General features: G+C 63.2%; 11 protein-coding genes. 7 read left to right on the forward strand and 4 right to left on the reverse strand.

Going from position 1 to position 12,759, the window contains the following annotated elements; translation table 11 throughout:
• Positions 1 to 148: 148 nt before the first annotated feature.
• The 4 genes from AC07FD_RS24200 to AC07FD_RS24215 all read right to left on the reverse strand — a co-directional run bounded on the left by AC07FD_RS24200 (position 149) and on the right by AC07FD_RS24215 (position 2,807).
• Positions 149 to 1,021, reverse strand: a complete 873-nt coding sequence (locus tag AC07FD_RS24200) for an MBL fold metallo-hydrolase (protein WP_478351893.1) — start codon at positions 1,019 to 1,021, stop codon at positions 149 to 151.
• A gap of 243 nt (positions 1,022 to 1,264) precedes the next feature.
• Positions 1,265 to 1,924: a peroxiredoxin gene (locus AC07FD_RS24205; RefSeq protein ID WP_095089343.1), complete on the reverse strand. Its 660-nt coding sequence runs from the start codon at positions 1,922 to 1,924 to the stop codon at positions 1,265 to 1,267.
• Positions 1,925 to 2,150: 226 nt separating this feature from the next.
• The gene (locus tag AC07FD_RS24210; protein WP_095089345.1) at positions 2,151 to 2,516 is read right to left on the reverse strand and encodes a cell division protein ZapA; all 366 of its coding nucleotides are present in this window, start codon (positions 2,514 to 2,516) and stop codon (positions 2,151 to 2,153) included.
• Positions 2,517 to 2,534: 18 nt separating this feature from the next.
• Entirely contained in the window at positions 2,535 to 2,807 is a 273-nt protein-coding gene (locus tag AC07FD_RS24215) for a DUF4164 domain-containing protein (protein ID WP_095089347.1), read from the reverse strand.
• 262 nt (positions 2,808 to 3,069) lie between these two features.
• Between AC07FD_RS24215 and tkt the strand changes: the two genes are divergently transcribed.
• From tkt to AC07FD_RS24250, 7 genes are all read left to right on the forward strand, one after another.
• Positions 3,070 to 5,061 (forward strand): transketolase, encoded by a 1,992-nt coding sequence (gene tkt, locus AC07FD_RS24220; RefSeq protein WP_478351894.1) that lies wholly within the window; start codon positions 3,070 to 3,072, stop codon positions 5,059 to 5,061.
• Between the two features lie 211 nt (positions 5,062 to 5,272).
• Positions 5,273 to 6,283, forward strand: a complete 1,011-nt coding sequence (gene gap, locus AC07FD_RS24225; protein ID WP_478351895.1) for a type I glyceraldehyde-3-phosphate dehydrogenase — start codon at positions 5,273 to 5,275, stop codon at positions 6,281 to 6,283.
• A 217-nt stretch (positions 6,284 to 6,500) separates the two neighbouring features.
• Entirely contained in the window at positions 6,501 to 8,390 is a 1,890-nt protein-coding gene (locus tag AC07FD_RS24230; RefSeq protein ID WP_478351896.1) for a potassium/proton antiporter, read from the forward strand.
• 133 nt (positions 8,391 to 8,523) lie between these two features.
• Positions 8,524 to 9,720 carry a phosphoglycerate kinase gene (locus AC07FD_RS24235; protein WP_478351897.1) on the forward strand — a complete coding sequence of 399 codons (1,197 nt, stop codon included), beginning with the start codon at positions 8,524 to 8,526 and terminating at the stop codon, positions 9,718 to 9,720.
• 186 nt (positions 9,721 to 9,906) lie between these two features.
• Positions 9,907 to 10,932 (forward strand): class I fructose-bisphosphate aldolase, encoded by a 1,026-nt coding sequence (locus AC07FD_RS24240; RefSeq protein WP_478351898.1) that lies wholly within the window; start codon positions 9,907 to 9,909, stop codon positions 10,930 to 10,932.
• 232 nt (positions 10,933 to 11,164) lie between these two features.
• Entirely contained in the window at positions 11,165 to 11,950 is a 786-nt protein-coding gene (locus tag AC07FD_RS24245; protein WP_478351899.1) for a DUF899 domain-containing protein, read from the forward strand.
• 9 nt (positions 11,951 to 11,959) lie between these two features.
• Positions 11,960 to 12,676 (forward strand): SGNH/GDSL hydrolase family protein, encoded by a 717-nt coding sequence (locus AC07FD_RS24250; RefSeq protein ID WP_478351900.1) that lies wholly within the window; start codon positions 11,960 to 11,962, stop codon positions 12,674 to 12,676.
• The last annotated feature ends 83 nt before the right edge of the window (positions 12,677 to 12,759 follow it).

Consider the following 12,759-nt stretch of genomic DNA (forward strand, 5'->3'; position numbering starts at 1 on the left):
GTCATAAGACAAGCAATTCCAGGAAAAGTGTGAAACGGTTTTCCCGGGAAAAGCGCGTAGCGCTTTCCCTCAGGGAATTGCGTGAAAACAAAGAGATAGAGCGGTTCGGCGTTTCCGTGAAACGGTGAACCGCTCTGGCGCCGTCAGGTCAAAGCGAGTCCAGCGGAAATTTCAGATACCGCCGGCCATTGGCCTCCGGGTCAGGCAGCCGTCCGCCATTCATGTTGACCTGCAGCGCATGCAGAATCAGCCTCGGCATCGGCAGTGTCCTGTCGCGGGTTTCACGCAGGGCGACGAAATCGGCCTCGGTGCGCGCGGCAAAGAGGTGGGTATTGCTGGCCTTCTGCATCGCGATCGTGCTTTCCCACAACGGCTCTCGTCCGCCGGGCTGATAGTCATGGCCGACGAAAACGCGCGTCTCGTCCGGCAACGCCAGGATGTCCTGGATCGAATGCCACAGCCGCGCTGCACTGCCGCCGGGAAAGTCCGCCCTCGCGGTGCCGCTGTCGGGCACGAACAGCGTATCGTGGACGAAGGCGGCATCGCCGATCACATAGGTGATCGAGGCCAGCGTGTGCCCGGGGGAGAACAGCACGGTGACCGGAAGGGTGCCGATCTGGAAGGTCTCGCCTTCCCCGAACAGCCTGTCCCATTGCGAACCGTCGGCGGGAAAATCCGGCCAGTTGTAGATCGCCTTCCACAGTTTCTGGACGTCGACGATCCTCTCGCCGATCGCCGTGGGCGCGCCTGTCTTCTGCTTCAGATAGTGCGCCGACGAGAAATGGTCGGCATGCGGATGGGTATCGAGGATCCACTCGACGCCCAGCCCCTGCTCGCTGACGAAGTCGAGCAGGGCATCGGCGCTCTTCGTCGCCGTGGCGCCGGACCTCTCGTCGAAGTCGAGGATCGGATCGATGATGGCGCATCGCTTCGTCGCCGGGTCGGCGACGACATACTGGATGGCCCCGGTCGGCTTGTCATAGAAGCCGCTGACCTGCGGCCTGGCCAAAGCTAGGTCCAATTTCAGCTCCCCCAAACCCTTGATGCATGTAGCCCAAAAGTGGCCCCGGCTTTGGGAGAACGACATGCATAACAACTCACACCTCGGCGCGCCGTCTCAATCCATTCAGAAGCGACGCGCTTTGGCCGGTAGGAATGATTTTCTCTACCGGCACCCAAGGGGAGCATGGTTGCCCCCTCGCTTGACCCAGTCAAGTATCATTTCGCTCGCTGCGGCGAGAAAGCCAAAACTGTTCCGAAGTGGTCAGGCGGATGGCTGCTTGGTCTTCCTGAGATAGGGCAGGATGGTCTCGTAGGCGCCGAAACGCTTGATTGCATCCTCGTTGGAGACGGCGGCAGTGATGATGACATCCTCCCCCTGCTTCCAGTTCGCCGGCGTCGCTACCTGGTGTTTGGCGGTCAGCTGCATGGAATCGACCGCGCGCAGGATCTCGTCGAAGTTACGGCCCGTGGTCATCGGATAGGTAAGCACCAGCTTGATCTTCTTGTCGGGCCCGATGACATAGACCGAGCGCACCGTGGCGTTGTCAGCGGGCGTGCGGCCCTCCGACGTCTCGCCGGCGCCGCCCGGCAGCATGTCGTAAAGCTTGGCGACCTTGAGGTCCCTGTCGCCGATCAGCGGATAGTTCACCGAATGGCCGGTCGCCGTCTTGATGTCGTCCTGCCATTTGCCGTGGCTTTCGACCGGATCGACCGAAATGCCGATGATCTTGACATTGCGCTTCTTGAACTCGCCCTCCAGCCCGGCCATCGTGCCAAGCTCGGTCGTGCAGACCGGGGTGAAATTCTTCGGGTGGCTGAACAGGATCGCCCAGCCGTCACCGATCCATTCATGGAACTTGATCGTCCCGTGCGTGGTCTCGGCGGTGAAGTCCGGCGCGATGTCGTTGATACGAAGGCTCATGGCACATCTCCCCTAAAACAAATCCTGCCAGTAGAGAGGGCTACGGGCGGCAAACCATGCCGCCATCAAGGCGTCCCCACGCTCCGGCATTGCTGCATCTTAGCGCAAAAATCGCGGCCGCGAGATAATATGAAACTCTTGTCGGCGGCAGAACGAGCATTTTTGTGCAGCCGGCGGCAACGCCAGCGCATGCGAGCCACGTGTGGGCAGGAAGGCTCCGTGCGCCTCAGGCCTTGTTGACGGCCAGCGTCTCAGTCAGATCTTCCATGCGCTGCGCCAGTGCACCAAGCGCGTTGGTCAGCACGCTGTCGTTCTTGTCGGCCTTGGTCAGCGCATCGTCGCGCGTCTTGCGCAAGGTCAGCACTTCGCTTTCCATGCCCTTGACGCGCTTCTGCAACTCCGAGAGCTCGTCCATCACCATGATGCCGGCCATGACGGTCAGCCGCTGGTCGCCGATCTCGCCAAATGAATCCTTCAGATGCAAGACATAGCGGTCGAAACGTTCCGCAAGATCGATCAGATGCTCTTCCTGGCCTTCGTCGCAGGCCATCCGATACTGCTTGCCGTCGATGGAAACCGTGACCTGTGCCATGAGCCTACCTGTCCAGCCCTATCTGTCCAACACAGCGCGGATGGTTTCCATGGCGGTCACCAGCCGTCGCGACACTTCCTTGTTGGCGTCTTCCAGCCTTTCGGCGCGCGCTTCGGAATTGTCGAGTTCTTGCGCCAGCCGGGATCGGTCGGCATTCATCCGCTGCACCTCGGCCTCGGCTTCCGAGTAATCGCGTTCATGCTCGAGCTTGGCCGCGACGGCATTTTCCAGCCCCTCGATGGCCTTACCCAGCCTGGAGATGACTTCCTTGAGCGTGGTTTCCCCGGTCATGGCCTTCGTCCTGTGCCCTGCCCATCACCGAATCGTTCGCGTTCAGAACGCGTTATCCGCGAAACATTAGGCACCGGGTGAAGGCAACGTCAACAAAGCTCTCGCGACTGTCCCCTGCTAACGCTAATGTAGGCCCGCCGTCGGCATCATAAGACCGGCAAATACGCACCGATTTGTTGACTAAAAGCCCGCGCCTGCTATGTGTCGCGCACCCTTTTCCAGGGCTCTCCCCAGCCCCCAAACCCCCATTTCTGGAGGAACCATGACGTCGCGTGAACAACATGACCGGATGGCCAATGCGATCCGCTTTCTCTCCATGGACGCCGTCGAGAAGGCTCAGTCCGGCCATCCCGGCTTGCCCATGGGCTGCGCCGACATCGCCACGGTGCTGTTCACACGCTTCCTGAAATATGATCCCAAGGCCTCGCACTGGCCCGATCGCGACCGCTTCATCCTCTCGGCCGGTCACGGCTCGATGCTGCTCTATTCGCTGCTGCATCTGACCGGCTATGAAGACATGACCATCGACCAGATCAAGCATTTCCGCCAGTTGGGCTCGAAGACCGCCGGCCACCCTGAATATGGTCACGCCACCGGCATCGAGACGACGACCGGCCCGCTCGGCCAGGGCCTCGCCAATTCGGTCGGCTTCGCGCTCGGCGAGCGCATCATGAACGCCGCCTTCGGCAACGACCTCGTCAATCACTACACCTATGTGCTGGCCGGCGACGGCTGCCTGATGGAAGGCGTCAGCCAGGAGGCCATCGCGCTTGCCGGGCACCTCAAGCTCAACAAGCTGATCGTCTTCTGGGACAACAACAACATCTCGATCGATGGCCCGGTGTCGCTCGCCGACAACACCGACCAGGTCGCCCGCTTCCAGGCGTCCGGCTGGAACGCCAGCCACATCGACGGCACGGATCCGGAAGCGATCGCCTATGCCATCGAAGCCGCCCGCCATTCCGACAAGCCGACGATGATCGCCTGCAAGACGACCATCGGCTTCGGCGCGCCGACCAAGGCCGGCACCAACAAGGCACACGGCTCGCCGCTCGGCGCCGACGAGATTGCCGGCGCGCGGAAGTTCTTCAACTGGGATTCGCCGCCCTTCGAGATTCCGGCCGACATCCTCGACGCATGGCGCACCGCCGGCAAGGCCGGCGTCAACGCACGCACCGACTGGGAAGGCCGCCTCGCCAAGGCCGAAGCGAAGCTGAAGGCTGAGTTCGAACGCCGCATCGCCGGCAAGCTGCCGTCCAACTTCGACGCCGTCATTGCCGACTACAAGAAGAAGCTCTCGGTCGACAAGCCGAAGGTCGCCACCCGCAAATCGTCCGAGATGGCGCTGGAAGTCATCAACGGCGCCGTGCCCGAGACCATCGGCGGCTCCGCCGACCTGACCGGCTCCAACAACACCAAGACCAGCCAGACCAAGAACATCACGCCGGACGATTATGGCCAGCGCTATGTCCACTATGGCATCCGCGAGCATGGCATGGCCGCTGCACTCAACGGCTTGACGCTGCATGGCGGCCTCATCGCCTATGGCGGCACCTTCATGTGCTTCTCCGACTATGCCCGTCCGTCGATGCGGCTGGCCTCGCTGATGGGCATCCGCTCGATCTTCGTCATGACCCATGATTCCATCGGTCTGGGCGAAGACGGCCCGACCCACCAGCCGGTCGAGCATCTGGCGGCACTGCGCGCCATTCCCAACCACAATGTCTTCCGCCCGGCCGATGCGGTGGAAACCGCCGAATGCTGGCAGATCGCTCTCGAGTCGGAAAAGACGCCTTCGACTTTGGCGCTGACCCGCCAGAACCTGCCGACGGTACGCACCGAATTCTCGGCCAAGAACCTGAGCAGCCAGGGCGGCTACGAGCTGGCCGCAGCCAGCGGCGAGGCCGCGGTGACCATCTTCGCCACCGGCTCCGAGGTCGAGATTGCGCTTGCCGCCCGCGCGTTGCTGGAAAAGCATGGTCATCCGACCCGCGTCGTGTCGATGCCTTGCTTCGAATTGTTCGACAAGCAGAGCGACGACTACCGCAAGAAGACGATCGGCAACGCGCCGATCAAGATGGCGATCGAAGCCGGCATCCGCCAGGGTTGGGATCATCTCATCGGCTCCGACGGCATCTTCATCGGCATGACCGGCTTCGGCGCCAGCGGCACGATCGAACAGCTTTATCCGCATTTCGGCATCACCGCCGATGCTGCCGCCAAGGCAGCGGAAGCCCGCTTGCACGGCAAGTAAGTGTCTTGCATGTCGCCCAAAAGCGTATCGCGGTTTTGGACAACGACAGGCTGAAGCAAAAAGTGCTCCGGCGAAACGCACAAAGCGATTTCGCCGGACTGGCCCAACCTAATCGATTTAAATCCATGTCGCTGCGGCTGGATTCTTTCCGCTTCCGCCGCTATGAAGCTGCGGACCCATCGTCTGCCCTCCAGCTCCCCGGGAGAGAAAAATGACCGTCAGAGTTGCCATCAACGGATTCGGCCGCATCGGCCGCAACATCCTGCGCGCCATCCATGAATCAGGCCGCAAGGACATCGACGTCGTCGCCGTCAACGATCTCGGCCCGGTCGAGACCAATGCCCATCTCCTGCGCTTCGACAGCGTGCATGGTCGCTTCCCGCACGAGGTCTCGGTCTCCGGCGACCAGATCACCGTCGGCAGGGAAAAGTTCAAGGTCACCGCGATCAAGGATCCGACCCAGCTGCCGTGGAAGGAACTGGGCGTCGACATCGCGCTCGAATGCACCGGCATCTTCACCGCCCGCGACAAAGCCGCCGCGCATCTGACCGCCGGCGCCAAGCGCGTGCTGGTCTCCGCGCCCGCCGAAGGCGCCGACCTCACCGTCGTCTACGGCATCAACCACGACAAGCTGACCAAGGACCACATCGTCATCTCGAACGCATCGTGCACCACCAACTGCCTGGCCCCGCTGGCCGCTGTGCTGCACGAGACGGTCGGCATCGAAAAGGGCATGATGACGACGATCCATTCGTACACCGGCGACCAGCCGACGCTGGACACCATGCACAAGGATCTCTACCGCGCCCGCGCCGCCGCTTTGTCGCAGATCCCGACCTCGACCGGTGCCGCCAAGGCGATCGGCCTCGTCCTGCCCGACCTCAAGGGCAAGCTCGACGGCATCTCGATCCGCGTGCCGACCCCGAACGTCTCGGTCGTCGATTTCAAGTTCATCGCCAAGCGGCCGACCACCGTCCAGGAGATCAACGATGCGGTCATCGCTGCGTCCAACGGCAAGCTGAAGGGCATTCTCGGCGTCACCCATCACCCGAACGTCTCGATCGACTTCAACCACGATCCGCGCTCCTCGATCATGGCGCTCGACCAGACCAAGGTCATGGACGGCAACTTCGTTTCGGTGCTGTCCTGGTATGACAATGAATGGGGTTTTTCCAACCGCATGGCCGACACGGCGGTCGCCTTCAGCAAGACCGTCGCCTGATCGCAACGCTTTCTTTTCGAGACCTGAACGCCCGGCTTTGTCCGGGCGTTTTTCATGCGAGCGCCGTGCGCCTTCTCAAATTGTGCCCTAAGCGCCAAAGCGTTCGAAAATCAGGGGCATAGGGCAAAAAACCACCCCGCCGCCTTGCACTGGTCACGTCTTCGCCCCACTCTGCCGTAAACCAGGAGACAGACGAATTTGAGGGGCTGATTTCAGGATGGAGCATGCGATCTATCTCGTCACGCTGGTCGGCACAGCACTTGTCGTCGCCGCCGCGTTTTCGAGCCTGATCGCCTTTCGCTTCGGCGCCCCGCTTCTGCTTCTGTTTCTCTGCATCGGATTGGCCACCGGCACCGACGGCCTCGGCATCGAGTTCGACAACGCCCGCATCGCCTATTTTGCCGGCTCACTGGCTTTGGCCGTCATCCTGTTCGATTCCGGTTTCGGCACGCCGCTCAACGCCTTGCGGCAGGCGGCGGGACCGGCGCTGTCGCTGGCGACCTTCGGCGTGCTTCTCACCACCGGCCTGTTTGGCGCCGCCGCCCACTACCTGCTCGACCTCACCTGGCTCGAATCCTTCCTGCTCGGCGCGGCCGTCGCCTCCACCGATGCCGCGGCGGTGTTCTTCCTGCTGCGCGCCGGCGAGATCAATCTGCGCGAGCGCGTGCGCTCCACGCTCGAGGTGGAATCCGGCACCAACGACCCGATCGCCATCTTCCTCACCATCACGCTGGTCGAGATCATCGCCGCCCACGCCAACCCCGAGGCCAATGTGCTGGTCACCAGCCTGGCCCTCGGCTTCCTGCTCAACATGGGCCTCGGCGCCGTCGTCGGCGCACTTGGCGGCCTCGCCATCGTGCGCCTCGTCGATCGGCTCAATCTCGATCACGGCTTGCTGCCGATCTTCGTGCTGACCTTGTCGCTGATGATCTTTGCCGCCGCCGGCGCCATCGGCGGCTCGGGCTTCCTGGCGGTTTATCTCGCGGGCCTGATCGCCGGCAATTCCGACATCCGCGCCGTCACCATTCTGAAACGCTTCCAGGACGGCATGTCGTGGCTGGCGCAGATCATCATGTTCCTGATCCTCGGCTTGTTCGCGACGCCGTCGCAATTTCCGGCGATCATGGTGCCGGCGGTAGCGCTCGGCCTGTTCCTGATGTTTGTCGCCCGCCCGATCGCGGTCTGGCTCTGCCTGATCCCGTTCCGCTTGCCGCGCCCCGAAGTCGCCTTCGTCTCCTGGGTCGGCCTGCGTGGCGCGGTGTCGATCCTGCTCGCCATCACCCCGCTGCTTGGTGGTTTGGAAAACGGTCGTGTCATCTTCAACACCGCCTTCATCATCGTGCTGGTGTCGCTGGTCATCCAGGGCTGGACGGTCGGGCCGCTGGCGCGCCGTCTCGGCCTGATCGTGCCGGCGCGGCTCGGCCCGCTGGACAAGGTCGAACTGGAACTGCCGGGCTCGGCCCATCACGAGCTTCTTGCCTATCGCGTGGCACAAGGCAGTCCCGTGGCGCGCGGTGAGCGCATTCCGCGCTGGGCGCGGCCCTCGTTGGTGCTGCGCGACGGGCGCTCGATGCGCTTCCAGGACATGGGCAGGCTCGCCGCCGGCGACCAGGTCTATATCTTCGTGCCGGATCGCTATCCGCGCCTGCTCGACAAGCTGTTCGCCAGCCGCGCGGTGGTCGATCCCGAGGATGCGGATTTCTTCGGCGCCTTCGCCGTGGACCCGGCGCGCTCCGCCGCCGAACTGGAAGCCGCCTATGCGCCCGGTCTGACCGAGGCGGAGCAAAAGCTCACCGTCGGCGCGCTGGTCACTGGGCGGCTCGGCGGCCATGCCGAATATGCCGACCGTGTGCTGCTCGGTCCGATCGAGCTGATCGTCCGCGACGTCGACGACAAGGGCAAGATCATGGGCCTCGGCCTTTCCTTCGAGCCGACCGCACCGGTGGCGCGGGTGCCCGTGTTCCTGAGCGCCGGCGAAATCGGCGACCGTCTCTCTGCCTTTATCCGCAACTGGCGCAAACCGACCGAGACGCAATTGGCCGAGGCGCGGGCGGACGAGAAGCCGGCGCCGGAACCGACGGCGGAAAAGGCTGCGACCGAGAGCTGACCCGGCGATCGCTGCGCCGCCTGCCGGCACAGCCCTGGTCCCGACTTCAAAATTTCGTATCGAACCTAGCCTAAACCTTGCATCATCGTTGGCGCGGGGTATGGTCCCCCGATTTTCTGCGAAAGGAACCTGCATGGCCGCCTTCAAGACCCTCGACGACATCGGCAACATCAGCGGCAAGCGCGTGCTGGTGCGCGTCGACCTCAACGTGCCTGTCGCCGACGGCAAGGTCACCGACGCCACCCGCATCGAACGAATCGCGCCGACCATCGCCGAACTGTCCGGCAAGGGCGCCAAGGTGATCCTGCTCGCCCATTTCGGTCGGCCCAAGGATGGCCCCTCGCCCGAATTCTCGCTGGAGCCGATCGCCAGGGCGACAGCCGATGTGCTTGGCCGCCCCGTCGGCTTCGCCAGCGATTGCGTCGGCGACACGGCGGGAAGCGCCATCGCCGCCATGGACAAGGGCGACGTGCTGCTGCTCGAAAACACCCGCTTCTACAAGGCCGAGGAGAAGAACGATCCGGCTTTCACCGAAAGGCTCGCCGCCTGCGGCGACATCTTCGTCAACGACGCCTTTTCCGCGGCGCACCGCGCCCACGCCTCGACGGAGGGGCTGGCGCGTCTGTTGCCGGCCTTCGCCGGCCGCACCATGCAGGCTGAGCTCGAGGCGCTGGAGAGGGGTCTCGGAAATCCGGTCCGACCGGTGGTTGCCATTGTCGGCGGTGCCAAGGTCTCGACCAAGATCGACCTGTTGATGAATCTGGTGAAGAAGGTCGACGCGCTGGTCATCGGTGGCGGCATGGCCAACACGTTCCTTGCCGCGCGCGGCACCGATGTCGGCAAATCGCTGTGCGAGCATGATCTCGCAAACACCGCCAAGCAGATCATGATCGAAGCGGCCGAGGCCGGCTGCGCCATCATCCTGCCGGTCGACGGCGTCGTTGCGAAGGAATTCAAGGCGGGTGCGGCCTGCGAGACCGTCGCCATATCGGAGGTGCCGGCCGACGGCATGATCCTCGATGTCGGCGCCAAAACCGTGACGACCATTGGCGAATGGATCGACCGCGCCGCAACGCTGGTCTGGAATGGCCCGCTCGGCGCTTTCGAGATCGCCCCCTTCGACCATGCGACGGTGGCGGCGGCGAAGCACGCGGCGGCGCGCACCAAGGCCGGCAAGCTGGTTTCGGTTGCCGGCGGCGGCGACACGGTGGCGGCGCTCAACCATGCCGGCGTCGCCGACGACTTCACCTACGTCTCGACCGCCGGCGGCGCTTTCCTGGAATGGATGGAAGGCAAGCCGCTGCCCGGCGTAGACGTGCTGAAGCACTAAAGCATTCTTCAGCCAGGCGGAAACGCCTGGCGCGGCACAAATGCGGCTAAACCGAACGCCTCGATCAACACAAAGAGAGCGGGCAAGGGCTCTCAAGACTTTCAATCGATTCGAGCTTTCCGATGCCATTCCTTTGGCGGTAGACTTCCGTTAAGCGCGGAAGACAACCGTTTCAGGAGAAGCAGAATGAGCGAACGTCTCGAAGACATTGCCGCCGCGATCGTGGCCGATGGCAAGGGCCTGCTGGCCGCCGACGAAAGTTCCGGCACCATCAAGAAGCGCTTCGACGTCATCGGCGTCGAATCGACCGCCGACAGCCGCCGCGACTACCGCGAGATGATGTTCCGCGCCAGGGAGGCAATGACCCGGTATATTTCCGGTGTCATCCTTTACGACGAGACGATCCGCCAGAAGGCCGCCGACGGCATGCCGCTGGTCGATATCATCAAGGCGGCCGGCGCCATCCCCGGCATCAAGGTCGATGCCGGCGCCAAGCCTCTGGCCGGTTTCCCCGGCGACACCGTCACCGAGGGCCTCGATGGCCTGCGTGAGCGCCTTGCCGACTACTACAAGCTCGGCGCCCGCTTCGCCAAATGGCGCGCTGTGATCGACATCGACACCGGCAAGGGCGTGCCTTCGGCCAATTCGATCAGCTCGAACGCCCATGCGCTCGCCCGCTATGCAGCACTTTGCCAGGAAGCCGGCATCGTGCCGATCGTGGAGCCGGAAGTGCTGATGGACGGCGCCCACGACATCGACACCTGCTATGCGATTTCGAAGGCGACGCTGATCAAGCTCTATGACGAGCTCCATGCCGCACGCGTCGTGTTGGAGGGCACCATCCTAAAGCCCAACATGGTGCTGGCCGGCAGGAAATCGGGCAAGGTGAGCAGCCCGGAAGAAGTCGCGGAAATGACGATAAAACTGTTCCGCGAGACCGTACCGGCAGCGGTGCCTGGCATCGCCTTCCTCTCCGGCGGCCAGGAAGACGAGGAAGCGACCGCCAACCTCAACGCCATCAACGCCATCGGGCCGCACCCGTGGAAGCTGACCTTCTCCTATGGCCGCGCCCTGCAGGCCGCGCCACAGAAAGCCTGGAGCGGCAAGGCCTCGAACGTCGCCGCCGGCCAGGCCGCCTTCACCCACCGTGCTCACATGAACCATCTGGCCGCACTTGGGAAATGGAAGGCGAGCCTGGAGCAGGCCGCCTGATCGGGGCTTTTTCCGTCTTCCTTCGAACCCGGGCCGCTGCGCCCGGGTTTTTTGTTTGTGGCTTGCCCAGGCTTGGGACGGCGCGCCTGCATCCCTACTTCCTCTCCGGCGCTGGAGCGTGATCCCGAAACTGGAATCCGGTTTCGCAACATCATTCTCAAAAACAAACAACCGGCGATGTCGGATTTCGCCCGTCCCGAACGTCCTTGGGATGACAGGCAGGGAGAGGTTCATGCATCGCAACAAGGCCGTTTCGCGCGAAGACTGGTTCCAGGCGCACAAGGCGCATCTGGCGCGCGAGAAACAACTCACCAAGCTTCGCGAGCGCATCGCCGCCGAACGGCGTGAACTGCCCTGGCTGAAGATCCGCAAGGACTATGTCTTCGAGACCGGGCAAGGGCCGAAGAAACTGGCGGACCTGTTTGCCGGCAACAGCCAGTTGATCGTCTACCACTTCATGTTCGGGCCGGGGTGCAACCATCATTGCGAGGGTTGCTCGTTCCTTGCCGACCATATCGACGGGGCCAACCAGCACCTGAGGCATCACGACGTGTCGCTGGTCGTGATCTCGCGGGCGCCGCTGGCCGAATTGCTGCCCTACAAGCAGCGCATAGGCTGGAAGTTCGACTGGGTGTCGTCCTATGCCTCGGATTTCAACTTCGACATGCAGGTCTCCTTCACCGACAAGCAGATCGCAGCCGGCGACACCACTTACAATTTCGAGACCATTCCCCGGACGTCGAAGGAGCTTCCCGGCACCAGCGTTTTCTACCGAGACGAGAACGGCGACATCTTTCTCACCTTCATGTCGCGCGCCCGCGGCGGCGAGGCGTTGATCGGCACGTATGATTATCTCGACATGACGCCGAAGGGCCGCAACGAGACCGGCCCCTATCATGGCCTGATGGACTGGGTGCGGCTGCACGATGAATATGGCGACCGGTGTGGAGAGCAGGGGACCTGTTGCGATCAGAGTGTCGGCGATCCGGCCGTTCACCTCGGGCGCAACATGCGCTAAAGGGTGCGCATGCAGCGCCCTCTCGCCCTTCTCACCTGGCTCGCCTACCCGGTCTATGTCTGGCAAGGCCTCGGCGTGCGCCGCCGTACCACGCGCATGCTGCCGGCGCAGGGTCCGGTCATGCACGATATCCAGGGCAAGGCGCCGCCAATCTCGCTTCTGGTGCTGGGGGATTCCTCGGCCGCTTCGGTTGGCATCGGCAATTCAGAGAACGGGCTTGCCGCGCAACTCGCCGTACTGATTGCACAGAACACCGGCCGCGCCGTGCGCTGGCGGGCGGCCGGCTTCAATTCGGCAACGTCGGGCCAGATCCGCGACCATGTCCTGCCCAATCTGTCGGCTGATCCGTGGACGCATATCGTGCTCGCCATCGGCACCAACGACACCAAGAATTTTCACTCGGTGCCGCGCTTCAAGAAGGAGTTCGGCGGCTTGCTCTATGCGCTGCGCGCCAAATGGCCGGAAGCGCGTGTGGTGTGGTCGCCGGTTCTGGAGTTCACGCGGGCTCCGGCCATGCCGTCGCTGCTCGGCAAGATCCTGGAGATCCGCGCCACCGAGATGAACCGGATGGGCGAACGCCTTTGCCTGGAACGCGGCGCGATGCCGGCGCCGCGCCTGCCGATCACAAATCCTGAAGAGGGTTTTGCCTCCGACGGATTTCATGCCTCGGAAGCCGGCTACCGGGCCTGGGCTGAGCATCTCGTGGGCCTGGTGCTGGCCAGCTGAACCGAGGTCGGGCTTGCTTGACGCGGGCCTAAAGTATCCGTGTTGGTCAAGGAAGGGATTGGGTCCAAATTCGACCGTCCCTG

This window comes from Mesorhizobium waitakense (assembly GCF_056431085.1).

What these genes read in the sequence shown, in the direction of transcription:
- AC07FD_RS24205 (WP_095089343.1), bottom strand. Translation starts at nt 1,924, where the DNA reads ATGAGCCTTCGTATCAACGACATCGCGCCGGACTTCACCGCCGAGACC.
- AC07FD_RS24210 (WP_095089345.1), bottom strand. Translation starts at nt 2,516, where the DNA reads ATGGCACAGGTCACGGTTTCCATCGACGGCAAGCAGTATCGGATGGCC.
- AC07FD_RS24215 (WP_095089347.1), bottom strand. Translation starts at nt 2,807, where the DNA reads ATGACCGGGGAAACCACGCTCAAGGAAGTCATCTCCAGGCTGGGTAAG.
- tkt (WP_478351894.1), top strand. Translation starts at nt 3,070, where the DNA reads ATGACGTCGCGTGAACAACATGACCGGATGGCCAATGCGATCCGCTTT.
- gap (WP_478351895.1), top strand. Translation starts at nt 5,273, where the DNA reads ATGACCGTCAGAGTTGCCATCAACGGATTCGGCCGCATCGGCCGCAAC.
- AC07FD_RS24230 (WP_478351896.1), top strand. Translation starts at nt 6,501, where the DNA reads ATGGAGCATGCGATCTATCTCGTCACGCTGGTCGGCACAGCACTTGTC.
- AC07FD_RS24235 (WP_478351897.1), top strand. Translation starts at nt 8,524, where the DNA reads ATGGCCGCCTTCAAGACCCTCGACGACATCGGCAACATCAGCGGCAAG.
- AC07FD_RS24240 (WP_478351898.1), top strand. Translation starts at nt 9,907, where the DNA reads ATGAGCGAACGTCTCGAAGACATTGCCGCCGCGATCGTGGCCGATGGC.
- AC07FD_RS24245 (WP_478351899.1), top strand. Translation starts at nt 11,165, where the DNA reads ATGCATCGCAACAAGGCCGTTTCGCGCGAAGACTGGTTCCAGGCGCAC.
- AC07FD_RS24250 (WP_478351900.1), top strand. Translation starts at nt 11,960, where the DNA reads ATGCAGCGCCCTCTCGCCCTTCTCACCTGGCTCGCCTACCCGGTCTAT.